The sequence below is a fragment of the Arthrobacter sp. SLBN-53 genome, from assembly GCF_006715585.1.
GTDB lineage: Bacteria > Actinomycetota > Actinomycetes > Mycobacteriales > Mycobacteriaceae > Mycobacterium > Mycobacterium neoaurum_A.
Genome location: NZ_VFNN01000001.1, coordinates 2,632,361 through 2,655,377 on the forward strand (window position 1 = coordinate 2,632,361; position 23,017 = coordinate 2,655,377).

The window sequence follows — 23,017 nt, forward strand, 5'->3', positions numbered from 1 at the left end:
CGAGGTCCGACGCTACCGGGTTCTACGATCGGAGGATGGCCGAACCGCATGCCCTGTTCGCCGACGCACCCGTCGCCGCGCTGTCCACCGCCGACGATCACGGGGTGCCGCATCTGGTGCCGGTGGTCTTCGCCGTCGACGGCAACACGGTGTACACGGCGGTCGACGCCAAGCGGAAGTCCACACAGCGGCTGCGCAGGCTGGCCAATATCGAGGTGAACCCGCGGGTGAGCCTGCTGGTCGATCACTATGAGGACGACTGGTCGGCGCTGTGGTGGGTGCGCGCCGACGGCACGGCCACCGTGCATCACGACGGTGAGCAGATGGCCATCGGATACGGGCTGCTTCGCGCGAAGTACCCGCAGTACGAACGCACCGCGCTCGACGGCCCAGTGGTGGAGATCAAAGTCCACCACTGGGCCGTCTGGCAGGCCTGATTACAGCAGGCCGAGAAATTGCAGGTCGGTGACGTACTTGACGATCACGTCCCGGCTGACATGCGGAATATCCTTGTCCGGACCGATTTTCGCTTCCTGCACCGCCGTGCGGAACACATCGGTGGGCGCCATGGCGCCGTTCACCGGCAGGCCCGGGGTGGTGTAGTTGTGCAACAGCGGCAGCAGTGAAGCCTGCCGTTGCCGGTCCGGCAGCGTCCGCAAGGTGGCACCGAACTGCTCGAACCACGCCTGGTAGTCATCGATACGCCGGATCGGGTGTCCCGCGTCGATGAGCCAGTCGACGAACTCGTCGAGACCGAGACCGTCATCGTGCGGGTTCATCACGTGGTAGGTCTCGAAACCGTCGGTGACATCGGCACCGAGGGTCGAGATGGCTTCGGCGATGAACTCGACCGGCAGGCCGTCATAGTGGCTGCGCTGCCGATTGCCCTGGGCGTCAAGCTGATTGAACGACTTCGGGGCGATACCGGTGGCCACCAGGCTGAACATCATCCTGGTGAACATGTCCGGCAGGTTGAGCTGACCGGCGTAGCTGGTGTCGGCCAGGATCATGTCGCAGCGGAACACCGAGACCGGGAGCCCGAACTGCTCGTGCGCCTCGCGGAGCAGAACTTCACCCGCCCACTTGCTGGCCCCGTACCCGTTGGCGTAGCTGTCGTCGAGCACCCGGGTGGCGCTGATCTCGCGGATATCGGCGTCCTCGACGAAGCGCCCCGGCTCGATACCCGCCCCGACACCGATGGTCGAGACGTACACGAACGGCTTGATGCGGGTGGTCAACGCGACGCGAATCAGCTCGGCGGTGCCGAGCGCATTGGGCCCGAACAATTCGTTGTAGGGCAGCACGTGGTTGACCAGGGCCGCCGGGTCGACGATCAGGTCGACCGTATCGGCCAGCCGCTGCCAGGTCTGGCGATCCAGTCCGAGATCGTGCTCACCCTTGTCACCGGCGAGCACCTCCAGGTGCTTGTCGGCCAGTTCCCGATAGTGCGCAACGAGTTTCGGGTCACCCGTGTCGAAGGTGGCATCCAGGCGCGCGCGTGCCTCGGCATCGGAGCGGGCCCGCACCAGGGCGATCACCTTGCCGTCGACCAGGTTCATCCGTTCCAGCCACTCCAGGGCCAGGTAGCGGCCAAGGAATCCGGTGGCGCCGGTCAGCAGGACGGTGCGCACATTGGTCGCCGGTCCGGCAAGATCGCGCGCGGCCGCCAGTGTCTCGGCATCGATGAACTTGTCCAGGGTCAGGTCGGCGGCCCGAGCCACCGTGGCGTCCTTGCCGTGCACCGAGGCGAAGCTCGGCCGCAGACCCGAACCGGAGCGCTGCGTCTCGATGTGCGCGGCAATCGAGGCCAGATCCGCTGTCGGACTGACGATCACGCTGACCGGCACCTCGGCGTCGAAGATGTCGGCCAGCAGGTTGCCGAATGTCAACGCCGACAACGAGTCACCACCGAGATCGGTGAAATGCACATCGGGTGCGATATCGGAGCTGGCGGCGCCGAGCAGTGCCACGGCGGCACGGCCCACGGTCTCCAACACCGGCGCATCGGCACCGGTGGCCCGCAGTGCCTGCAACTCGCCGGCCTGGCCGTCGGCCAGATCGGTGTAGAGCTGCTCCAGCTCGGCACCGTAACGCTCCTTCAGTTTCGGCCATGCCAACTTCTTGATCCCGGTCAGCAGCCCGTTCTCGGTGGTGAACTCCTTTGTCTCGACCAGGAAGTCGCGCGGGAGTTCGTAGCTCTGCAGGTCGGCCTTGCGCGCCGCCGCCTTCAGCGAATCGGCGATCTCGGCCTTGGTTGCAGCGGGGTCGGTGGGCACCACCACGGCCAGCAGGTAGGGCCGGGCGCTGTTGCCGTAGATGTAGATCTGGTGCACCAGTGGCGCGGTGTTGAACACCGCTTCCAGCTTGGAGACGGTGACGAACTCACCCTGGGACAGCTTGAGCACATTGTTGCGCCGGTCGATGTAGGCGACCTGGTCGGGACCGAGCTCGGCCACGATGTCACCGGTCCGGTAGAAACCGTCCTCGTCGAAGACCGACGCCGTGACCTCGGGGCGCTTGTAGTAGCCCGGGAACAGCTGCTCGGAACGGATCAGCAACTCGCCGCGGGGATGTGGCACATCGGTCGAGTGGTAACCCAGTTCGGGAACATCGACCAGCTTGTACTCGAGCACCGGCGGCCGGCTGATCTGACCGTCGACGAAGACCGCACCGGCCTCGGTCGAGCCGTAGCCCTCGACCAGGTGCAGATCCAGCAGCCGCTCGACCCACGCCTTGAGTTCGGGGGAGATCGGCGCCGAGCCGGTGAGCGCGCTGACATAGCGCCCGCCCAGCAGATTGGTCCGCATATCGGCGAGGATGTCGGCCTCGGAGCCGCCGTGGGTGGCGCGGCTCTGATAGTCCTGGAACAGCATGTCCCACACCCGTGGGACGAAATTGAGCTGTGTCGGGCGTGTCAGGGCCAGATCCTCCAGCAGTGTGGACAGGTCGGCTCGGGCGGCGAAATTGACGACGCCACCACTGGCCAGTGAGGCGTAGAGGATGCCGCGTCCCATGACGTGGCTCATCGGCATGAAGCTCAGCACGATCGCCGGAACGTGCCCCTGGCGGGCATCCCAGTGCGAGTTGATGGCCGGTCGCCAGATGTCGGCAACCTTGCCCTGCGGGTACATGGCGCCCTTGGGGGCGCCGGTGCTGCCGGAGGTGTAGATCAGCAGCGAGAGCGGATCACCCTCCTGCGCCGGGATCGCGACGTCCGGGCGTTCGGCTCCGGCGGCGATCACCTCGTCGAGGGTCACCAGGGCCTGCCCGTCGAGCCGGGCCGTGGCGGCGGCGACGGCCTCGCGGTCGTCGTCGACGGCGGGGTTCTGATCGAAGACCACCACGGTCGCCACACCGGACTCCAGCGCCAGCGTCACGGCGTCATCGAGGTGGTTCACATCCGAGGCGATCAGCGCCGGTTCGGTCTCGGCGACGATCGGGGCAAGGGCGGCGGCCGTCGCACTGGTCTGCAGCGGGACCGAGACCGCCCCGAGCTGGGTCAGGGCGATGTCGACGACCGTGAAGTCGACGCTGCCGAAACCGAGAATGGCCACGCGGTCACCCGGGCGCACGGTGTCGGACCAGGCATTGGTGACGGCACGGACGCGGTCCCACAGCTGTCCGTAGGTGATGGTCTCGAAGTGGCCGAGCAGCTCGGCACGGGTGCGTCCGGTGGCTTCATCGGTGACAAGTTGGACCGCACGGCTGCCGAGCGCGGACCGCTCGGCGTATCCGGTCAGGACGGTGCGGATGATCTCGGGCAGGCGCATCTCGGGAGCGGCGACGGCGTCGGCGATGGCGGGGTCTGGTGCCGCGGCGGCGAACTCGGGATCGGTGGCGTACAGGTCGGCCAGGCGCTGCTGGTCATCAAGATTTTCGGCGAACATCACACTTCCTCGGATCTACTCACGACGTATTGCAACGGCCGGGGACCTCATCGTCCTCACCGACCAACGCGTACAACGTTAGCAAAACTAAAGATATGCCCCAACGCCACAACCTGCGGATTTCCTGCCAAACGGCTGTCAGGACCGGTGTGCCTGGGCTTCCAACCGTTCCTCGTAGGCGCCCTCGTCACGCCCCAGCGCGATGGTGGCCGCGGTCATGGCCAGGACGGCGATGGTAAGCACCACCGACTCCCAGCGGTTCGCGTTTAGGGTTTCGCCGAGGAGGAACACGCCGAACAACACCGCGGCGATCGGTTCGACGACAACCATGGTCGGGACCGACGTCTGCAGCGATCCGGCGTGGAACGCCGACTGCTGCAGCAGGGTGGCGAGTACGCCCAGCGCGACCAGAGCGTAGGGCACCGGGGTCGCCAACACCGCGACGGCACTTCCGCGGTCCAGCATGAACATCAGAATCTTGGTCAGCACCGCGACCAGACCGAACATCACGCCGACCGCGACCGCCAACGGCACCGCACGTTTCCAGCCGGTATGGCGTACCGCGAACACCACGCACCCGATCACCAGCACCGAGCAGATGGTGATGACGAAAGCCACCGTCGGCGCCGGAGCCACCTGTTCGTTGACGCGCGGGTGGGCCAGCGGGACGAATACCGCCAGGGATGCGGTGAGCAGCAGTGCCCACAACCAGGCCCCGCGTGTCACCCGCCGGTGCGCCAACCGGGCGCTGAGCGGGAGGGCGAACAACAGCGCCGACACCAGCAGGGGTTGGACGACGATGAGCGATCCGTTGTCCAGCGCCAACGCCTGGAAGACGAACCCGGCCACAGCCGCGGCCGTCCCGGCCCACCACAGTGGACGTCGCAGCAGGGTCGCGAACATGACGGTGCTGACACCGTGTTCCTCGGGTACGTCGAGCGTCGCGCGCTGCCGCACCACGATGCCGATGGCGGCGAAAATCGCTGCGCACAATGCGAACACGACGACGAGCAGCTGGTCGATCACCGGCGCGGCCTCATCGTCACGCCACCACCCTAGGTGGTGACGACCGCCGACGCCCGGGCCGCCGCTAGTGCTCTTCGGTGGGCAGCTCCGGTGCCGTGTCCGCTCCCGCCGGCCCGCTCGATGTGGGCTCGGGTCCTTGCGGCGTGCGCACCTCGATACCGTGATCTTCCTCGTGATCCCCCTCGTGATCCGTCTCGTGGCCTGCAACGTCGGCAAGGCCGGTGGGGTCCGCGGGGTCTGTCGGATCGGCAATATCGGCAATATCGGCGGCATCGAGTGATTCGGTCTCGCGCCCGGCCGTGTTCACCCGCGCGCCGAACCCGGCCCGCGGTCCGCGGGTGTGCTCGACGATCGGGGCCGACGAATCCACGACGGTGGCCTCGGCCACCGGTTTCGGCTCGGGTGCTGCCGGTGCCGGCCGTGCCGGGGCCTGCGGTGCGAAGATCGCGCCGAGCGGCGGAAGGAGCGCAGCTCCGGTCGGTTTGCTGTAGTCGGAGCGGTCGTATCCCAGTTCGACCAGTGCCCGCAGCGGCCGCTCGATGGCGTCGAGCAGCAGATCCGGCAGTATCCCGCGAAGGGGCGTCAGCAGCGGCAGGCGTTCGGTCGGGATCAGGTAGTAGGTGGTGTCGCCGTGCTGCTGGTGGTAGCGCGGGTCGCCGGTGTCGATGCGCGACAGCGCCGTCGCGTCGAGATCCTGGGTTCCGCCGTGCAGATAGATGATGCCGAGGATCGCGTTGGCGGTGGCCAGCACGTTCAGCGGATAGGTCGGGAAGTCCGCCCACCCGTCGTATTGGCGGGCGATGTCCACCGTGGCCCCGGTCCCGGGTTGCGGGTCGCGCACCACCGGTGTCGGACCGCTGAAGGTGATGTCCAGCAGTGGCACGTACAGGCCGCCGAACCGCGCCATGATCCCGCCGTTGGGCCGCCCCGGATTCTCGACGAGGACGTAGTTGACACCGTTGGCCTGGTGGCCGCCCTTGTAGGCGGAGGCGACCACCGCGCCCTGCGAGTAGCCGAACACCGTGTCACCGGAGACCGGCAGCTCGCCGAGGTTGGCCACCCCACGCCCGACCGAGGTGTTCCAGGTCGGGTCCTGCAGGCCACCGGAGGAGAAGGGTCCGATGGCCGCGGGGTAGTCCACCTGCCGGAAATCACCTGGCCCGCCCAGCCCGGCGCCGGTGTACATATCGGTGACGAAATCCTGCGGTGACTGGTGCCCGGTGGTGTTCCCGATCCGGGTGCCCTCCAGGTAGTAGGTGCTGCCCGCGAGCACCGGGGCGGCCTGCGACAGTCCGACCGCCAGGGTCAGCACCGAGGCCAGCCCCACGACATGTGTTCTGGACAACCCGGCTCCGCTCGCTCGGAACAACGATTTCGCCGGATGCTACTCCGAGAAAGTTTGCTGAGCGGCGGATCGCGGGTCGTCCGAACGGCTTAATCCGTTTTCTGCTCGGAGGGCTCACCGCTCGTCTTGTCGACCTTCTTGTCGACGACCCTGGTCTTGTACAGGCTGGCGACCGTGGTGATGACGAGCGTGACGATGATGACGCCGAGGCTGGCCAGCGTCGGGATGGTCGGTACGTGCACGGGCTCGCCACCGTTGATGAACGGCAGCTCGTTCTCGTGCAGGGCGTGCAGCACCAACTTCACGCCGATGAAGCCGAGGATGAACGAAAGCCCCTGGGACAGGTAGACCAGCCGCTTGAGCAGATCACCGAGCAGGAAGTAGAGCTGGCGCAGACCCATCAGTGCGAACACGTTGGCGGTGAAGACCAGGTAGGGCTCCTGGGTCAAACCGTAGATGGCCGGGATCGAGTCCAGCGCGAACAGCAGGTCGGTGGTGCCCAGCGCGATGATCACCAGGAACATCGGGGTGATGACGCGCTTGGAGTTCTCCTTGACGGTGAGCTTGAGCCCGTGCCATTTGTCGGTGGTGTTCAGGTAGTTGCGCGCGAACCGCACCACACCGTTCTCACCGTCGTCATCGTGATCGGTGTCCTTGGCCAGTTTGATGGCGGTGTAGATGAGGAACGCGCCGAAGATGTAGAACACCCACGAGAACCGTTCGATGGCGACCGCACCCAGGGCGATGAAGATGCCGCGGAAGATCAGCGCCAGGATGATTCCGACGAGCAACGCCTGTTGCTGGTAGATCCGCGGCACCTTGAAGCTGGCCATGATGATCAAGAAGATGAACAGGTTGTCCACCGAGAGGCTGTATTCGGTGAGCCATCCGGCAAAGAATTCGACACCGTACTGGCTGCCGTGGAACGTCCAGGTCCAGATGCCGAAGGCGATCGCGAGGCCGACGTAGAACGTCAGCGCGATCGAGGTTTCCCGGGTGGACGGCTCATGTGGCCGGCGGCCGAACACGAGGATGTCCACGAGCAGGACGCCCAGTGTGACGGCGAGGGTGATGCCCCACTCGAGGGTGGACACGTTCATCTATTCAAGACCTCCGGTCGTCGACAAAACGGCCGAGGTCTCTTCCGCCTGCGCAACGTGACGCGGGCCCGCGGCACCGGTCGTCCGAATGTGAACGACGTGATGACGACACCGCAGCGCAGGAGTACTCCCCTCGCGGCCGATTCTGTCAGACGTTCCCGTCCTGAGCGAATCGAACCCTGTCCGGTTACCCCTCGCCGGCGGTCGTGGTGGTCGTTGCTGCCGTCGTCTGGAAGGGGTCGACGAAGAACGGGTTCTCCGCCGAGGTGGTCTCGTCGGTGGGGCCGGTGCTGACGCTCGTGCTCTCGTCGGTGGTGCTGGTCGTGGTACTCGTGGTCTCGTCTGTCGTGCTTGTAGTGGTCGTCGGGCTCGTGGTGGTCGCCGTGCTTGTGGTGGTGCGAGACGTCGTCCGCGACGTCGTCGTCGGTGAAGTCGTCGTCGGTGAAGTCGTCGTCGGTGAAGTCGTCGGTGAAGTGCTGCGGGAGACGCTGGTGTCCGGGTACACCTGGGGTCCGCCGGTGGGATCGACCGAGCTCTCCGCGGTGTTCAGCACCGCGTAGATCAACACGCCGATGGCCAGCACGCCGGCCACCCCGGCGCTGACGATCGCCCAGGATTCCTCGTACCAGGGAACCGGCACCTCGGCGCCGGCCCGGTCGCCCGCATCGTCTGTCACAGGCGCTGATGGTAACGACGTTTCACCCCCTGACGACCGAATCGCCCCGCACGACGACATCCACCGGGGTGAGCGGTCCGTGGGCCGGGCCCGTGATCACCGCGCCGTCGAGACCGAAGCTGCTTCCGTGACAGGGACAGATCAACTCCGCACCGGTCACCTTGGACACGGCGCAACCAGCATGCGGGCACACCGTCGAGAAACCCCTGATCCGACCGGGTTGTTCCTGGGTCAGCACGATGTCGTCGACGACGAGTGCCGATCCGACCGGCACATCGGCGGTCTTGGCCAATTCGGTGTTCTCGGCCGGCTCACCGGGCGTCTGCGGGGCAGCCGAAGGAGTGTCCGCGGATCCACATGCCGCGGCCGCGCCCAGCGCGCCGACCGCCATCGCACTCCCGGCCACCATCCGCCTACGCCCCAGGGTCATGGCGCTCATTCTGCGCCCGGAACCGCCGTCTCAGCGGCGAAACACCACCCATCGCATCGCGCCGTACATGAAGACGGCCTCGCAGCAGCCTGCCGATAATCGCGCCAGGTGGTACTGCAGTCCCGCGGTGACCAACGAGGTCGGCAGCGCGACGATGAACAACAGGTAGTTGATCGCCACCACCGCCGCATAGACCGCCAGCTGTGGACCGACGGTGGCGTGGGAGCGGAAGTTCAGCGTGCGGTTGAGGAAGTAGGCCAGCGCGAACGCGCAGACATAGCCGACCGTCAACGCCACCGGCAGCGGCGCGCCCACGCCGCTGTAGAGCAGGGTGAGCAGGGCCATGTCGATGCTGAAGGTGAATCCCGCGATCAACGCGAACCCCAGAAAGGTCGGCGCGACAACCGAACTCAACCCCCAAGGGAGCCGACCGACGACTGCCGCACAGAACCGGTGGAAACGTCCCACCCGACCGCCGGGCACCGTTTCGGCCGTCACGGCCACCACTGTGGCATCGGCAGGTGACGGCACCGTTATCGGTGCGCTAACGGATGGCGAGGGTGGTACCCGTCTCCTGTTCGGCGAACTGGACCAGCCGCGCTGCGGCGGCGTAGTCACAGGCTTGCACCGATCGGCCGATGAGCACCGGCACCCCCTTGAGCCCGAATCGACCGTCCACCCCGACATAGCTGCCCGGCGGGATCGGCTCGGTGATGCAGTACAGCGTGGTCGCCGCCCCGGCCGCGGCGTCGTTGGCCAGTGGGCCGGCCACCAGCTTCACGCCGCGGGCCACGAGCCTCATCACCGGGGTGTCCGACAGCGCAGGAAGATTGGAGTCGACCCAGCCCGGGTGGGTGAGCTGGCTGGTGATCGGCGATCCGGCCTCGCGCAGCCGGCGGTCGAGCTCCAGGCCCCACAGCATGACGGCGAGTTTGGACGCCGCGTAGGCGCCCATCACGGTCCACTTGTCGGTGCGCAGGTGCATGTCCGACAGCCGCAGGGTCGCCGACTCGTGTGCCTGGGAACCTACGTTGATGATCTGCGACCGCACACGGTCGAGCAGCAGGTTGGTCAGCGCGAACGGCCCGAGCAGGTTGGTCGCGATGGTCGCCTCGAACCCATCCGCGGTCTCGGTGCGGTGCTGGAACAGCGCGCCCGCGTTGTTGATCAGGATGTCGAGGCCGTCGATTCCTGCCTCGCCGAGGCGGGCCGGAAAGCCCCGCACCGACGACAGGTCGGCGAGATCGAGTCGGACCACCGAGGTTCGGCCCCCGATCTCCTCGGCGCGTCGAGCGCCGAGTTCGGTGTTGCGCACCGCCATCACCACATGTGCGCCGGCGCCGGCCAGAGCCGCCGCGGTCGCCAGCCCGACGCCGTTGGTGGCTCCGGTCACCATCACCGTCTGTCCGGTCATATCGCCGAGCCGAGCAGGGTTCCATGAGAAGGCCATAGACGTCAGGTTAGCCGCGCTGAATTTTGGTACCGTTCGCTATGCTTCACGGGCGTGACCAGCGCGATCATTATGACTGGCTGACCGCATATCTGGCCGCCAGAGATCTTCAGGTGCCCACCTCGCGCGTCGTCGCCGCGCTCATCGGCTCCCTGGGTGTCATCTCGGTGCTGGTGACGGCGATGAGCTCGGGGCTGCAACATTCCTTCCGGTTCGCACTGGCGGTCGTGCTCTTGGTGGTGTGCACCGCGATGGTGCTCATGTGGTCGCGGTCGGACTGGCCGCCCAGGTGGCAATCCCAGGTGTGTCTGGTCGCCGGGACCGTGCTCATCGCCGCGACGTGCGTCTCCGATCCCGACCCGGTGCTCGGGTTGCTCGGCTCGGTCGCTTTCACCGTGACCACCGGGTACGCCGTCATCTTCCATTCGCGGAGATGGCTCCTCGGGGTCTGGGTGGTCCAGTTGGCGACCCTGATCGTGCTGGCCTGGCGGCTGGTGTCCATCGACTACGGCCTTGCGGTGGCCAGCGTCGTGTTCGTGGTGCTGATCAATGCCTTCATGGTCTTCGCCTGCGAATTGGTCCTGCGGCTCATCGGGTCGGAGAAGCCGCACGGTGAGATCGAACCGCTGACCGGTCTACTCAATCGCGATGCCTTCTACGACAGCGTTGCGACGCTGATCGGATCCCGCAGTCGCCATGACGACCGGTACCTGATCCTGATCGTGGTGAATCTGGACAGCTTTTCGCTGCTGACCGCGATGTCCGGCAAGACGGGTGGTAACCGTGCCAGGGTCGCCATCGGGCAGCGTCTGCGTGAGACGGTGCGTGGCGACGCGGTGATCGGCCACCAGGGTGATGCGGAATATCTGGTCGCCGACGTGTTCACCACCCCCGACCCGACCCCGCTGGCCGAGCGCATCCTCGGCACCATCAAGTCGGCGCCGTATCAGCTGACCGCCAGTCTCGGCGTGGTCAGCACTCCGCTCAAGCCGCTGACCGAGCAGGCCTCCCATGACGTGCTCGACGAGTTGCTGACCATCGGCACCGGGGCGATGTACGAGGCGCGCAAGTCCGGCGGGAACCAGTTCCGGCTGCTGCTGTCCCCCGCGTTGGCCAGTACCGACGGCGATGATCCCGACGACCGGCCGGAGATCGAGCGCTCGGCCTGACGGTCCGCCCGGCTCAGCCGACCAGCAGCCTGCTCCGGAACAGCTCGAGCACCTGGTCCAGTGCTGCCCGTGTCGGGGTGCCCGACTTGTCGATCAGATGCTCGGTGAGAACCGAATGGGCCGACATCATCGCGTCGGGATTGGCGTCCGAGCCGCTGAGTTCCACTGCGATGAATCCGTCGCCGAGTTGTTCACGCAGGAAATCGAATCGTTGCGCGGGCACCATCGTGTCGGAGTCGAAGCGCAGCCCGAGCACCTTCAGACCCCGGGCGCACCGTCCCTTCACGATCTCCAGGTCGGCGGGCGAGATGTCGATGGAGTTCTTCTGGGCGGCGGTCAGGGCTATCGGCATCGACGGCTGGGACAGCACCGGTGCGAGCAGGATCTCGTCGGTGGCCATCGCCAGGGCGTAGCCGCCGGTGAAGCACATGCCCACCGCTCCGACCCCAGGACCGCCGCAGCGCGTGTGCTCGGCACGGGCCAGCGCGCGCAACCAGCCGACGACCGGTGACGTGCGGCCGGTGGCCCAGGTGGTGAACTCCTTGCTGATGCAGGCCGGCACCATCGAGGTGGCCAGCGCCTTCACCCCGGCCAGCTTGCTCGCGTTGGGGTCTCGGCCCGGCACCCCGAACAGATGGGGCAGCACGGCGGTGCAGCCCAGCTCGGCGACCTGCCGCGCGAAGGCCGCGACCTTGGGGGTGATGCCGGGCATCTCGGCGATCACGATGACCGCGGGACCGCTGCCCTTACGGAACACCGTGCGGGTCTTACCGTCATGGGTGAACTCGGTGTGGTCGAAATCCGCGAGATCGTCATCCGACACGGCTGTGCTCCTCTGCTGGCGCGGTGTGCGACATCATCGGCAACAGTATGTCGCCCGTGCCCATGCCGTCATCGGGTGGCCGTCCTCAGGTGTAGGGATCGACGATCTCGGCGTGGGCCGGTTCGGTGCTGATCTCGACGGGGCGGCGCAAGCGCTGAGCGTCGAGCACCATCAGCGCGACGTGCAGCGAGGTGCGTGACTCACCGTCGTCGAGGTCGACGCCGAGGGCGGCCTCGATCGCGGCGAGCTTCTTGTACAGCGCGGGCCTGCTGATGTGCAGTCGCGCGGCCACCGCCGCCTTGTTGCCTGCCAACCGCAGATACTCGCCGAGCACAACGATATTGGCCTGATCGCCGGCCAGCAGCGCCTTGAGCTCGCTCTCGGCGAACGCCTGCACGCGGTGGTCGCTGCGCAGCAGCGCGATCAGTCCGCGCAACCGGACGTCGGCGGCGCGGTAGTACGGACGGTGCGCCTCGTTCATGGCCAGCGCGACCTCGGCGATGTGGGCGGCCTCCCCCATCCCATATATCGCATCGATCACCCGGTGGACCGAATCCCCTACTGCCAGTGCGCTGTCCGGTACGCCCTCGACCCGGCGGATCTCGCGGCGCAGCTCGGTACCCAGCGCGCTCAGCGCACTGTCCGCCGGCTGGGTGACGCTCAGCGACAACACCATCCAGATCTCACCGGCGCGTCGCACGGAGAACAGTCCGGTATGTCCGGAGGCGTTCACCGCATGCATGACGGTATCCAGCAGCGAGATGTTGTGACGTTGCCCGACAACGGGATCCGCGGCCGGGTGAGGTCGGTCGATGCGCACCGCAGCGGGCACGTACCTGGCGCTGGACCGCAGGCCCAGTGCGTGCGCCCGGGCCGCGACCTCGGACTCGTCGGTGATGCGGCTGCGCAGCACGTCGTCGATCAGTCCGGTCTGGGCCTGGTGGGTGAGCCCGGAGCGGTCGCGCTCGATCATCCGATGCAGCGCCAGCGCCACCCCGGCGCGCTCCAGCACCATCCGGGCGCGTGATGCGTCGGCGGATCGGCGCGGCACGATCAGGCGTCCCCACTCCTGGGTGCGTGGACCGACCGCGGTCGTGGTCCAGTGTTCGGCCTCGGCGGTACGACGGGATCGCTGCTCCCAGTCCCGCAGCAACACGGCGGTGGGCCCGCCGCCGGGGACGCCGGCCACCGCCAGCACGCGATGCGCCAGATCTTCGAGGACGACCGGTTCCTCGAGCATGCCTGCCGCGGCCTCGACGATGCCCTCCAGCGAGGCGCGCTTCATGCTCAGGTCGGTGAACGTCTCGTGCACGCGCCGGTCGAAGTCGACCCGGTCGAACTGATCGGTGACGATCATCCGGTGCACCGCCTCGGTGATCTCGACGAACCGCACCTCGCGGTGCAGCGCGACCAGGGCCAGTCCGAACTCCTCGGCGTAGCGCCCGGCATCGGGCGGCAGCGCGGCCTCGCCGAGTTCGACGACGACGCCGAGCACACCGGCGGCGGCCATCCCCTGCAGGTAGCGCCGCGGGTCGGCACGGAGGGCGGCACCGGTGGTCAGCACCAGCTCGCCGCCCTCCACCAGGGCGGACAGGTCGGCGATATCACTGACGTGCACCCACCGGATCGGTTCGTCGAACCGGCGCGCGCTGAGCACCTCGGGTTCACCGCGCTGCAGCACCGGTAGACCGATGACGTCGGCAACGGTCAGCTTCATTTACACACTGTAACTACATAGCCGAAATTAGAGACAGTTTGTCCAGATCGGACTATGCGCTGGGTCCCACACTGGACTCACCACCCACAGAAAGTGAGCGCATCGCGATGCAGGCCACCATTCAGCACTGGCTCAACGGCACCTTCTTCGAAGGCACCTCGGGGCAGACCGCCCCCGTGACGAACCCCGCCTCGGGCGCGGTGACCGGCCAGGTCGCGTTGGCCTCGGTCGCCGACGCACAGACCGTCATCGCCGCCGCCGCCGCCGCATTCCCCGCCTGGCGCGACACCTCCCTGGCCAAACGCACCCAGGTGCTGTTCACCTTCCGCGAACTCCTCAACGCCCGCAAAGGCGAACTCGCCGAAATCATCACCAGCGAACACGGCAAGGTCGTCTCCGACGCCCTCGGCGAAGTAGCCCGCGGCCAAGAAGTCGTCGAATTCGCCTGCGGCATCCCCCACCTGCTCAAAGGCGGCTACACCGAAAACGCCTCCACCAAGGTCGACGTCCACAACATCCTGCAACCCCTTGGCCCGGTCGGGATCATCTCCCCGTTCAACTTCCCCGCCATGGTCCCCATGTGGTTCTTCCCCCTGGCCATCGCCGCCGGCAACACCATCGTGCTCAAACCCTCCGAAAAAGACCCCTCCGCCTCCCTGTGGCTGGCCAACCTCTGGAAAGAAGCCGGCCTGCCCGACGGCGTGTTCAACGTCCTACAAGGCGACAAAACCGCCGTCGACGAAATCCTGACCAACCCCGCCATCAAGGCCGTGTCCTTCGTCGGGTCCACCCCCATCGCCCAATACGTCTACGCCACCGCCACCGCCACCGGCAAACGCGTCCAAGCCCTCGGCGGAGCCAAAAACCACGCCGTCATCCTCCCCGACGCCGACCTCGACCTGGCCGCCGACGCCATGGTCAACGCCGGCTTCGGCTCCGCCGGGGAACGCTGCATGGCCATCTCCGCAGCCGTCGCCGTCGGCCCCATCGCCGACGACCTCGTCGCCAAAATCGCCGAACGCACCACCGGCCTGAAAATCGGCGACGGCACCAAAAACACCGACATGGGCCCCCTGGTCACCAAAGCCCACCGCGACAAGGTCGCCTCCTACATCGACGCCGGCGAAGCCGACGGCGCCAAAGTCGTCGTCGACGGCCGCCAGGTACAAGCCGACGGTGGAGCAGACGGCTTCTGGCTGGGCCCCACCCTGCTCGACAACGTCACCCCCGACATGAGCGTCTACACCGACGAAATCTTCGGCCCCGTCCTCTCCGTCCTACGCGTGGACACCTACGACCAAGCCCTACAACTCATCAACACCAACCCCTACGGCAACGGCACCGCCATCTTCACCAACGACGGCGGCGCCGCCCGACGCTTCCAAAACGAAGTCGAAGTCGGCATGGTCGGCATCAACGTCCCCATCCCCGTCCCCATGGCCTACTACAGCTTCGGCGGCTGGAAAGCCTCCCTCTTCGGCGACTCCCACGCCCACGGCATGGAAGGCGTCCACTTCTACACCCGCACCAAAGCCATCACCACCCGCTGGCTGGACCCCTCCCACGGCGGCATCAACCTCGGCTTCCCCGAGAACGCCTGATCCCTTCCCGGCGAGCGTGCGTGTCTGCACCCCAACACGCCCCTCGCGGACGGGAGTCCGCGCACGCTCGCCGGGTAATCCGTTACCCGCTGCCGCCGCACTGAGTGAAAGATGGACCTATGACGACCACCCCTGACATCGCGACTCTGCCGAACGGTCTGACCGTCGACGAGGCCCGCGCCGAAGCCGCCCGCACCTATGAACTCGACCGCGCCCACGTGTTCCACTCCTGGTCCGCGCAGGCACAGATCAAGCCGATGACGATCGTCGCGTCGGAGGGCTCCTATGTCTGGGACGGTGCGGGCAACAAGCTGCTCGACTTCTCCGGCCAGCTGGTCTTCACCAACATCGGGCATCAGCATCCGAAGGTCGTCGAGGCGATCCAGGCCCAGGCCGCCAAGCTGTGCACCATCGCACCCCAGCACGCCAACGACGCACGCTCGGAGGCCGCCCGCCTGATCGCCGAGCGCACGCCCGGCGATCTGAACAAGATCTTCTTCACCAACGGTGGTGCCGACGCCGTCGAGCACGCCGTGCGGATGGCCCGGCTGCACACCGGCCGGTACAAGGTGCTCTCGCGCTACCGCTCGTACCACGGCGGCACCGACACGGCCATCAATCTGACCGGTGACCCACGTCGTTACCCCAACGATTACGCCAGCGCCGGCGTCGTGCACTTCAACGGACCGTTCCTGTACCGCTCGTCGTTCCACGCCGAGAACGAGCAGCAGGAATCCGAGCGCGCGCTGGACTACCTGGAGCGCCTCATCCAGCACGAGGGGGCGACGTCGTTCGCCGCGATCATCCTCGAGTCGGTGCCGGGCACCGCGGGCATCATGGTGCCGCCCCCCGGCTACATGGCCGGTGTGCGGGAGATCTGTGACAAGTACGGCATCGTCATGATCGCCGACGAGGTGATGGCCGGATTCGGCCGTACCGGCGAGTGGTTCGCCATCCAGAACTTCGACGTGACACCGGATCTGATCACCTTCGCCAAGGGTGTCACCTCGGGGTACGTCCCGCTGGGTGGCGTCGCGATCAGCGAGAAGATCGCCGCGACATTCGCCGACCGCGCCTACCCCGGTGGGCTGACCTACTCCGGCCATCCGCTGGCCTGCGCGGCCGCGGTCGCGACCATCAACACGATGGAGGACGAGGCAATGGTGGCCAATGCCAAGCGCATCGGCGCCGACGTGCTCGGTCCCGGCCTGCACGACCTGGCGGCCAAACACCGCTGTGTCGGCGAGGTGCGCGGCCTCGGCGTGTTCTGGGCCGTCGAGCTGGTGGCCGATCAGCAGACGCGGGAACCGTTGGCGCCCTACGGCGGATCGAGCCCGGCCATGAACGCGGTCATCGCGGCATGCAAGTCCGGCGGACTGCTGCCGTTCGCGAACTTCAACCGCATCCATGCCGTTCCGGCCTGCAACATCAGCGATGACGAGGTCCGCGAGGGCCTGGCCATCCTGGATGCCGCGCTCAGCGAGGCCGACGCCGCACTCTAGGAACCCACACACATCGATGGTCGTGCACCCAACCGGGTGCACGACCATCGACGTTTCAGGCGGTGTTTCAGGCCAGCAGGTATCCGCCGAGTCGTTCGCGCGCCTCGTCGGGGATCGGGGTGGGCCCGTCGTCATCGAGCATCACCAGCACGGTGTCGCACAGGCTGACGCAGGTCTGGCCGACGAACAGGGCGGTGGACGCCACGTAGGACGTGCGGCCGAGCTTGCCGATACCCAGCCCGGTCTCGATGGTCGCCGGCCAGTGCACCTCGGCAAGAAAGTGCACGACGTTGCTGGCCGATACCAGCCGGACCGTGCGCGATGCCGGCTGGTAGATGTCGGGGAAGATCTGCTCGTTGAACTCCGCACGCGCGGTCTCGTGCAGTGACTCCAGGGCAAGGTTGTTCACGTGTCCGTTGGCGTCGACGTCACCGTATCGGGCGATGGCCAGCCCGGTCACCGGGTAGAGAGCCTTGTCCGAGCGGGTCGGGTGCGGGCGCTGGATGGGTGCGACGAGGGACTGATCATGCTGGCTCATATCGGCGCAAGTAGATCACGACGTAGGGTGACGAGCATGGTCGACCTGCATCCCGCGATGACGGTCCTGGAGCCTCTGCTGGGTATCTGGGCCGGGCCCGGCGCGGGCGAGTACCCCACGATTCCGTCTTTCGAGTATCAGGAGTCGATCACCTTCGGTCACGTCGGGAAACCGTTCCTGTCCTATAACCAGCACACCCGTTCACGCGCCGACGGACGACCGCTGCACGCCGAGACGGGTTACATCCGGATACCCGAGCCCGGCCGGGTCGAATGGGTGTTGGCGCACCCCACCGGCATCGTCGAGGTGATGGAGGGGTCATTGCAGATCGGCGACGACGGTGCACTGACCATGACGATGCTCTCCACCATCGGACGGTCGTCCTCGGCCAAGGATGTCAGCGCCATGGCCCGCACCTTCACACTTCGCGGTGAGGAGCTGAGCTACACCGTTCAGATGGCCGCCGTCGGCCAACCGCTGCAGCACCACCTGTCCGCTGTGCTGCGCAAGGACGCGCCGTGAGCGATCGCGAGGGCCGCATCCGGGTTCCCGACGACCTCGACGCGATCACCGATCGGGGCATCGAGGATACCGGCGAGGTCGATTCCGCTGCCGTGGAACGGATCTGGGATGCTGCCACGTACTGGTACCAGGCCGGTATGCACCCGGCCATCCAGGTCTGCCTGCGACGCAACTCCAAGGTCATCCTCAATCGCGCCATCGGACACGCCTGGGGGAACGGGCCGCACGATCCCGCCGACGCCGAGCGCATCCCGGTGCGCACCGATACGCCGTACTGCGTGTACTCCGCCGCCAAGGCGATCACCACCACCGTGACCCACATGCTGGTCGAACGCGGCGCCTTCTCCCTCGAGGATCGCGTGTGTGACTACCTGCCCGACTACACCAGTCATGGCAAGGACCGCACCACCATTCGGCATGCGCTTACCCACAGCGCCGGCATCCCGTTCGCCACCGGGCCGCGGCCCGATCTGAAGCGGATGGACGACAGCGAGTACGCGCGCGAGATGCTCAGCCGGATGAAGCCGGTGTACCGGCCCGGTCTGGTCCACATCTACCACGGTGTGACGTGGGGTCCGCTGATGCGTGAGATCATCTCGGCGGCCACCGGACGCGGCATCCGCGATATCCTCGCCGAGGAGATCCTCGATCCGCTCGGTTTCCGTTGGACCAATTATGGTGTTGCTCCCCAGGATGTCCCGTTGGTTGCACCGAGCCATGTGACGGGCAAGCCGTTGCCCGCGCCGATTGCCAAGGCATTCAAGATGGCCGTCGGAGGTACTCCCCAACAGATCATCCCGTTCTCCAACACGCCCGAGTTCCTCACCGGTGTCATACCGTCCTCGAACACCGTCTCGAACGCATTCGAGTTGTCGCGGTTCGCCGAGATCCTGGTCCGCGGTGGGGAACTCGATGGGCACCGGGTGCTGGCGGCAGACACGTTGCGTCGGGCGACGGCCGAAGCCCGCCGGCTGCGCCCGGATCTCGCGACGGGTTTACAGCCGATGCGCTGGGGCACCGGCTACATGCTGGGGTCCAAGCGGTTCGGCCCGTTCGGCAAGGATGCCGGCGGGGCCTTCGGGCATACGGGGCTGACCGATATCGCGGTGTGGGCCGATCCGCAGCGCGCATTGTCGGTGGCGGTGATCAGCAGCGGCAAGCCGAGCGGCCACCCGGAAGCCAAACGTTATCCGGCGCTGCTGGACCGGATCAACGCCGAGATCCCGCGGATCGCCTGAACCCCTCGGCTGCTGTGAGCAGCCTCACCCGCCGAAATGCATGCGCTTTCACCGCTTCGTCACGACCAACAGTCAGCAACGAAGCGAGAAAGGACGCCCATCATGGCAGATATCACGAACAAGGCAGAGGAATTCGCCGGCCGCGCCAAGGAGACCGCCGGCGATCTGGTCGGCAATGACGACCTGAAGGCCGACGGCGCCGCGGACAAGGCGACCGCACAGGTCAAGCAGGGGCTCGACGCGGTCGCCGACAAGGCCGAGGACGCGGCGCAGGCCGTCACCGAGAAGGCCGAGGACGCCAAGGAGGCGGTGACCGAGAAGGCCCAGGATGCCAAGCAGGCCGTCGCGGAGAAGACCGATGAGGTGAAGCAGGTCGTCACCGAGAAGACCGATTCCCGTGTCGCGATCGCCGCCGTCGCCGGCCTGGCCGTCATTGCCTTCCTGGTGGTCCGCCGCAATCGCGGGAAGTCACGTCGGCAGAAGCACCCGGTGGCCAAGAAGGTCGTGGCGGCGGGTGTGACCAGGGCCCTGACGCACTGAGTTCGCCCGTGCGACTGCTCAGACCGCTGCCATTGCCTCGAGAGCCTCGAAGCGGGCAAGCACCTCGGCCTGCAGCACCGCGACCGCCGGGTCGGACGCTTTGCGGGGTCTGGGCAGATCGACGTCGATGACCTCGTGGATGCGTCCACCCGGCGCGAGCACCACGATCCGATCGGACAGCTGCACCGCCTCGGTGACGTCATGGGTGACGAACATGACGGTGCGCCGGGACTCCAGCCAGATCCGTTCCAGATGCTCGCGCAGCGTCCGCGAGGTCATCGCGTCGAGGTGGCTGAACGGCTCGTCCATCAGCAACACATCGGGTTCGACAGCGAACGCGCGGGCGATACCGATCCGCTGCTGCTGGCCACCCGACAACTGCGCGGGAAACCTGTTGCCGCAGTGGCTCAGTCCGACCAGGTCCAGATAGTGTTCGGCCCGTTCCTGCCAGCCTGCACGCTCGTGCTGCACGAAGCCCAGATTCGCCATCACGGTGCGCCACGGCAGCAGTCGGGGATCCTGGAACACATAACCGACCCTGGCGTCGTCGGAGCCCGAGCGCAGGCGCACGCTGCCCGAGGTGAGCGTCTCGATTCCCGAGACGATATTGAGCAGTGTGGTCTTTCCGCTGCCCGACGGTCCGACGACGGACACGAATGTCTCACCCGAGATGGTGAGATCTACCCCGTCGATGACGCGGGTGACATTCCCACGGCGGTCGGTGTACTCCTTGACCAGATTCTGGATATCGATGGAAGCCATGGCTTTTCCTTAATTTCGGTACGGTCGGGTGGTCAAACTGTGCGCCAGCGGGTGGCGTAGCGCTCGATGGGTCCGAGGATCACCAGATCGGCGATGACGAGCAGCAGGATGAAGACCAGCACCCAGGCCAGGAAGCCGTCGAGTTGGTTGGCGTCATACCAGTACCGGGACCGCCAACCGACGCCGGAGGTGGCGCCGAACCACTCGGCAAGCAGCAGGCCGTTCCAGGCGCTCATGATGGCGAATCTGACTGCGGCCACCGTGGATCCGGCGACAGCGGGGACGACGATCTGACGCAGCACCGTCGTCCGGGAGACCCCGAAAGCCCGCGCCATCAGCACCAGGTCGGCCGGTACCGCTCGGGTCGCCTTGGCGATGTTGACGATCACGAACGGCAACCCGGACAGGAACACCGTGACCACGGGCGTCAACCAGCCGAAGCCGAACCACATCGTGGTCAGCAGCGCCCAGATCACCGCCGGTATCGCCAGGGCCGCGGCATTCAGATCGGAGAAGGCCAGGTCGACGACCCTGGACAGGCCCATCAGCACCCCTATCGTCGCACCGACGATCAGCGCGGCGGCCAGCCCGAGCAGGAAGCGGTTCATGCTGATGGCGAGATTGGTCCACAATTCGCCGATGGCGGCCTCGGACCGGAGCCGGCCGATGCTGTCGGCCAACGAGGGCACCCGGTTGCCGAACACCACGGCCAGCTGCCAGGCGCCGATGATGGTGGCGATGGCGGCGAATATCGCTGCGGCCGAGCCGGTGTGGGCACGCATCTGCCGGACGGTCATGGTGGTCATGCGATCTCCTTGCGCCATGCGAAGAACCGGGTTTCCAGGTGGGCCAGGCCGCGCTCGATCAGCACCATGGTGACGATGAACAGTGCGGTCCAGGCGAGCATGTCGTCGACCTGGAACTCCTGGTAGGCCTTGCGGATCATGAAGCCGACGCCGTTGCTGGCACCGAACACCTCGGTGAGCGCCTCGACCTTCCAGGCCATGGCGAATCCGTACCGCACACCCGCGAAGACGAAGGTGGTGAGGGCGGGAAGGTAGAGGTGGCGCAGGATGTCGGTGCGGCGGCGATCGAAGGCCCCACACATGGCGAGCAGCTTGCCGTCCACCGATCGCACGCCCTCGGCGACGTTGATCGCGATGAACGGGGTGGCCACCAACGCGGACACGACGATGGGGCCGCCGGCGCCGACGCCGAAGATGAGCAGGCCGAACACCGCGTAGGTCAGGCCCGGCATATTGCCGAGCACGAACAGCGGCAGCGAGAAGTAGGAGGTCATGAATCGCGAACGGCCCATGGCGAATCCGATGAGTAGGCCGGCCACCATCGCGATGGCGAAACCTGCGGCGATCTTGACGATGCTGGCGCCGAAGTTGGTGAAGGCCTCGCCGGAGGCGATGATATCGATCACGCGGACGGCCACATCGGCGGGGTTGGGCAGGATCGGATCGTTGACGATCACCGCGGCAAGCGCCCACACACCGAGCGCACATAGCAGCGCTAGACCGGAGACCAGCCAACGCCGATGCTGGGGCGGCAGGCGTACGGGACGCCGGGCGGCGGGCGATACCGCCCGGGTGACGGTCTGGGTCACTGCGGGGCTCCTTCGGTTGCCAGGAATTGCGGGTCGACGATGTCGTCACCGATGACTCCGGTGGTGCGCATCAGGTCGAAGATCGAGCTCTCGTCATCGGCCCATTGCGCATCGAAGCGGACCTCATCTACCACCCAGTCATGCTGGGCCACATAGGCCTTCATGAACTCGATGTCTTCGGGCGAGGCGACGGCGAAATGCTGCGGGTACTGCTCGATCATGTCGTCGCGGTGCGCCCGCCATTCGGCGAGTCCGCGGTCCCAGAGGTCCAGGAATGCGGCCACCTCACCGGGGTGCCCGTCCACCCAGTCCCTGCGGGCGACGAAGACGTTGCCCATCGGACCGTCGTGGCCAGGTGCCTGCAGCTCGGCGAAGAGGTCGGCCGAGGACTTGCCGTCATAAAGTGCCCGCACCGAACCATCGCGCAGTTCGCGAGCAGATAGATCGGGGTAGCAGATACAGGCATCGATCTCACCGCGTGCCAACAGATTCGACAGGTTCTGGATATCGGCGACCACGATGTCGACATCGCTGGGGCGCTCACCCGCGGCGACGAGATTCATACCGTGCATCTGCTGCACGAGTGCACTCCATACCAACGTGCCCGACACAGTGGTGAAGACACCGAGTCGTCGACCCCGCAGATCCTCCAACGACCGGGCGGGATCATCGGCACGGACCAGGATGCGGCTGCGTTCGGCGTTGTAGCGACCGATGATGACGGTCTCGCGCTGGGTCTGCTCTTCAAGGGCCGGGACCTCGAAGGAGGCCGAGGAGATGATGTCGGCGTGCCCACCGGCGAACAGCCCGAATTCGTCCCAGGTGGCGCTGGTTTCGATGGAGTAGCCGGTGTCGCGTTCCCATTCGTCGATGACCCCGGTGTCATGCATGTAGTCCCAGATCGGGTCTGGGGCGAAGGTGAACCGGATGACACCGTCCTGGGCCGAGCGGGACGAGGCCGGACCGCCGAGGCCTGCAGAGCAGGCCGTGGCAGCCACGATCGTGAGTGCCGAGGCGAGGGCGGTGGCAATCCTGGCGAGTCGAGTTGCTGTGATGGTCGTCACGAGAACACCATG

The 23,017-nt window shown here is 66.6% G+C and carries 22 protein-coding genes; 8 read left to right on the forward strand and 14 right to left on the reverse strand.

Translation table 11 applies throughout. The annotated features are described in order from the left end of the window. Positions 1 to 35: 35 nt before the first annotated feature. A complete protein-coding gene (locus FBY28_RS12685) occupies positions 36 to 437 on the forward strand; it encodes a TIGR03668 family PPOX class F420-dependent oxidoreductase (protein WP_141867257.1) in 402 nt (133 codons plus the stop codon). On the opposite strand, the gene car is transcribed toward FBY28_RS12685, so the two are convergent. The 4 genes from car to FBY28_RS12705 form a co-directional block, all read right to left on the reverse strand. Further along, a complete protein-coding gene (gene car, locus FBY28_RS12690; protein WP_141867259.1) occupies positions 438 to 3,887 on the reverse strand; it encodes a carboxylic acid reductase in 3,450 nt (1,149 codons plus the stop codon). 138 nt (positions 3,888 to 4,025) lie between these two features. After that, complete coding sequence (locus FBY28_RS12695) at positions 4,026 to 4,913, reverse strand: DMT family transporter (protein ID WP_141867261.1); 888 nt, start codon at positions 4,911 to 4,913, stop codon at positions 4,026 to 4,028. Between the two features lie 64 nt (positions 4,914 to 4,977). After that, entirely contained in the window at positions 4,978 to 6,258 is a 1,281-nt protein-coding gene (locus FBY28_RS12700) for a PE-PPE domain-containing protein (protein ID WP_141867263.1), read from the reverse strand. Between the two features lie 89 nt (positions 6,259 to 6,347). Next, positions 6,348 to 7,358 (reverse strand): TerC family protein, encoded by a 1,011-nt coding sequence (locus FBY28_RS12705; RefSeq protein ID WP_141867265.1) that lies wholly within the window; start codon positions 7,356 to 7,358, stop codon positions 6,348 to 6,350. Between the two features lie 206 nt (positions 7,359 to 7,564). Here FBY28_RS12705 and FBY28_RS12710 point away from each other — a divergent pair, with 206 nt between their 5' ends. Continuing rightward, a complete protein-coding gene (locus FBY28_RS12710; RefSeq protein WP_141867267.1) occupies positions 7,565 to 7,918 on the forward strand; it encodes a hypothetical protein in 354 nt (117 codons plus the stop codon). A 138-nt stretch (positions 7,919 to 8,056) separates the two neighbouring features. Here the strand turns inward: FBY28_RS12710 and FBY28_RS12715 are convergent, their stop codons facing one another. From FBY28_RS12715 to FBY28_RS12725, 3 genes are read right to left on the reverse strand one after another with little or no spacing between them, the layout of a single operon-like run. Beyond that, entirely contained in the window at positions 8,057 to 8,464 is a 408-nt protein-coding gene (locus FBY28_RS12715; RefSeq protein WP_216847653.1) for a Rieske (2Fe-2S) protein, read from the reverse strand. 30 nt (positions 8,465 to 8,494) lie between these two features. Further along, positions 8,495 to 8,962 (reverse strand): GtrA family protein, encoded by a 468-nt coding sequence (locus tag FBY28_RS12720; RefSeq protein ID WP_286178008.1) that lies wholly within the window; start codon positions 8,960 to 8,962, stop codon positions 8,495 to 8,497. Positions 8,963 to 9,008: 46 nt separating this feature from the next. Further along, positions 9,009 to 9,914: an SDR family NAD(P)-dependent oxidoreductase gene (locus FBY28_RS12725; RefSeq protein ID WP_141867269.1), complete on the reverse strand. Its 906-nt coding sequence runs from the start codon at positions 9,912 to 9,914 to the stop codon at positions 9,009 to 9,011. 41 nt (positions 9,915 to 9,955) lie between these two features. Here FBY28_RS12725 and FBY28_RS12730 point away from each other — a divergent pair, with 41 nt between their 5' ends. Beyond that, entirely contained in the window at positions 9,956 to 11,083 is a 1,128-nt protein-coding gene (locus FBY28_RS12730; protein ID WP_141867271.1) for a GGDEF domain-containing protein, read from the forward strand. Between the two features lie 13 nt (positions 11,084 to 11,096). Here FBY28_RS12730 and FBY28_RS12735 read toward each other — a convergent pair whose 3' ends face one another. Continuing rightward, positions 11,097 to 11,906 (reverse strand): dienelactone hydrolase family protein, encoded by an 810-nt coding sequence (locus tag FBY28_RS12735; protein ID WP_141867273.1) that lies wholly within the window; start codon positions 11,904 to 11,906, stop codon positions 11,097 to 11,099. Positions 11,907 to 11,991: 85 nt separating this feature from the next. Further along, on the reverse strand, positions 11,992 to 13,623 hold the full coding sequence (locus tag FBY28_RS12740; RefSeq protein ID WP_141867275.1) for a PucR family transcriptional regulator: 1,632 nt from the start codon (positions 13,621 to 13,623) through the stop codon (positions 11,992 to 11,994). Positions 13,624 to 13,730: 107 nt separating this feature from the next. Between FBY28_RS12740 and FBY28_RS12745 the strand changes: the two genes are divergently transcribed. Both FBY28_RS12745 and FBY28_RS12750 read left to right on the forward strand, forming a co-directional pair. Continuing rightward, positions 13,731 to 15,224 (forward strand): CoA-acylating methylmalonate-semialdehyde dehydrogenase, encoded by a 1,494-nt coding sequence (locus tag FBY28_RS12745; RefSeq protein ID WP_141867277.1) that lies wholly within the window; start codon positions 13,731 to 13,733, stop codon positions 15,222 to 15,224. Between the two features lie 119 nt (positions 15,225 to 15,343). After that, complete coding sequence (locus tag FBY28_RS12750) at positions 15,344 to 16,726, forward strand: aspartate aminotransferase family protein (RefSeq protein WP_141867279.1); 1,383 nt, start codon at positions 15,344 to 15,346, stop codon at positions 16,724 to 16,726. Positions 16,727 to 16,793: 67 nt separating this feature from the next. Here the strand turns inward: FBY28_RS12750 and FBY28_RS12755 are convergent, their stop codons facing one another. Further along, on the reverse strand, positions 16,794 to 17,264 hold the full coding sequence (locus tag FBY28_RS12755) for an acyl-CoA thioesterase (RefSeq protein WP_141867281.1): 471 nt from the start codon (positions 17,262 to 17,264) through the stop codon (positions 16,794 to 16,796). 36 nt (positions 17,265 to 17,300) lie between these two features. On the opposite strand from FBY28_RS12755, the gene FBY28_RS12760 reads away from it, so the two are divergent. The 3 genes from FBY28_RS12760 (at position 17,301) to FBY28_RS12770 (ending at position 19,564) form a co-directional block, all read left to right on the forward strand. Continuing rightward, positions 17,301 to 17,786, forward strand: coding sequence for a peroxynitrite isomerase (locus FBY28_RS12760; protein WP_141867283.1), 486 nt, complete (start codon positions 17,301 to 17,303; stop codon positions 17,784 to 17,786). Further along, positions 17,783 to 19,024, forward strand: coding sequence for a lipase LipE (gene lipE, locus FBY28_RS12765; RefSeq protein ID WP_141867285.1), 1,242 nt, complete (start codon positions 17,783 to 17,785; stop codon positions 19,022 to 19,024). Before FBY28_RS12760 ends, lipE begins: the two co-directional genes overlap by 4 nt. A gap of 102 nt (positions 19,025 to 19,126) precedes the next feature. Beyond that, positions 19,127 to 19,564 carry a CsbD family protein gene (locus FBY28_RS12770; RefSeq protein ID WP_141867287.1) on the forward strand — a complete coding sequence of 146 codons (438 nt, stop codon included), beginning with the start codon at positions 19,127 to 19,129 and terminating at the stop codon, positions 19,562 to 19,564. Between the two features lie 18 nt (positions 19,565 to 19,582). Here the strand turns inward: FBY28_RS12770 and FBY28_RS12775 are convergent, their stop codons facing one another. Genes FBY28_RS12775 through FBY28_RS12790 form a run of 4 tightly spaced genes read right to left on the reverse strand, consistent with a single transcriptional unit; the run spans position 19,583 to position 23,005 of the window. Then, positions 19,583 to 20,326 carry an ABC transporter ATP-binding protein gene (locus FBY28_RS12775; RefSeq protein ID WP_141867289.1) on the reverse strand — a complete coding sequence of 248 codons (744 nt, stop codon included), beginning with the start codon at positions 20,324 to 20,326 and terminating at the stop codon, positions 19,583 to 19,585. Between the two features lie 32 nt (positions 20,327 to 20,358). Next, positions 20,359 to 21,132, reverse strand: coding sequence for an ABC transporter permease (locus FBY28_RS12780; RefSeq protein WP_216847654.1), 774 nt, complete (start codon positions 21,130 to 21,132; stop codon positions 20,359 to 20,361). Then, positions 21,129 to 21,941, reverse strand: coding sequence for an ABC transporter permease (locus FBY28_RS12785; protein WP_141867291.1), 813 nt, complete (start codon positions 21,939 to 21,941; stop codon positions 21,129 to 21,131). The genes FBY28_RS12780 and FBY28_RS12785 overlap by 4 nt, the downstream gene beginning before the upstream one ends. Next, complete coding sequence (locus tag FBY28_RS12790) at positions 21,938 to 23,005, reverse strand: ABC transporter substrate-binding protein (protein WP_141867293.1); 1,068 nt, start codon at positions 23,003 to 23,005, stop codon at positions 21,938 to 21,940. Before FBY28_RS12790 ends, FBY28_RS12785 begins: the two co-directional genes overlap by 4 nt. Positions 23,006 to 23,017: the final 12 nt, after the last annotated feature.

Excerpts from the sequence above, each read along its gene's own strand:
- FBY28_RS12685 (WP_141867257.1), top strand. The coding sequence starts at position 36 with ATGGCCGAACCGCATGCCCTGTTCGCCGACGCACCCGTCGCCGCGCTG.
- car (WP_141867259.1), bottom strand. The coding sequence starts at position 3,887 with ATGTTCGCCGAAAATCTTGATGACCAGCAGCGCCTGGCCGACCTGTAC.
- FBY28_RS12705 (WP_141867265.1), bottom strand. The coding sequence starts at position 7,358 with ATGAACGTGTCCACCCTCGAGTGGGGCATCACCCTCGCCGTCACACTG.
- FBY28_RS12715 (WP_216847653.1), bottom strand. The coding sequence starts at position 8,464 with ATGACCCTGGGGCGTAGGCGGATGGTGGCCGGGAGTGCGATGGCGGTC.
- FBY28_RS12725 (WP_141867269.1), bottom strand. The coding sequence starts at position 9,914 with ATGGCCTTCTCATGGAACCCTGCTCGGCTCGGCGATATGACCGGACAG.
- FBY28_RS12730 (WP_141867271.1), top strand. The coding sequence starts at position 9,956 with ATGCTTCACGGGCGTGACCAGCGCGATCATTATGACTGGCTGACCGCA.
- FBY28_RS12740 (WP_141867275.1), bottom strand. The coding sequence starts at position 13,623 with ATGAAGCTGACCGTTGCCGACGTCATCGGTCTACCGGTGCTGCAGCGC.
- FBY28_RS12745 (WP_141867277.1), top strand. The coding sequence starts at position 13,731 with ATGCAGGCCACCATTCAGCACTGGCTCAACGGCACCTTCTTCGAAGGC.
- FBY28_RS12750 (WP_141867279.1), top strand. The coding sequence starts at position 15,344 with ATGACGACCACCCCTGACATCGCGACTCTGCCGAACGGTCTGACCGTC.
- FBY28_RS12755 (WP_141867281.1), bottom strand. The coding sequence starts at position 17,264 with ATGAGCCAGCATGATCAGTCCCTCGTCGCACCCATCCAGCGCCCGCAC.
- FBY28_RS12760 (WP_141867283.1), top strand. The coding sequence starts at position 17,301 with ATGGTCGACCTGCATCCCGCGATGACGGTCCTGGAGCCTCTGCTGGGT.
- FBY28_RS12770 (WP_141867287.1), top strand. The coding sequence starts at position 19,127 with ATGGCAGATATCACGAACAAGGCAGAGGAATTCGCCGGCCGCGCCAAG.
- FBY28_RS12775 (WP_141867289.1), bottom strand. The coding sequence starts at position 20,326 with ATGGCTTCCATCGATATCCAGAATCTGGTCAAGGAGTACACCGACCGC.
- FBY28_RS12780 (WP_216847654.1), bottom strand. The coding sequence starts at position 21,132 with ATGACCACCATGACCGTCCGGCAGATGCGTGCCCACACCGGCTCGGCC.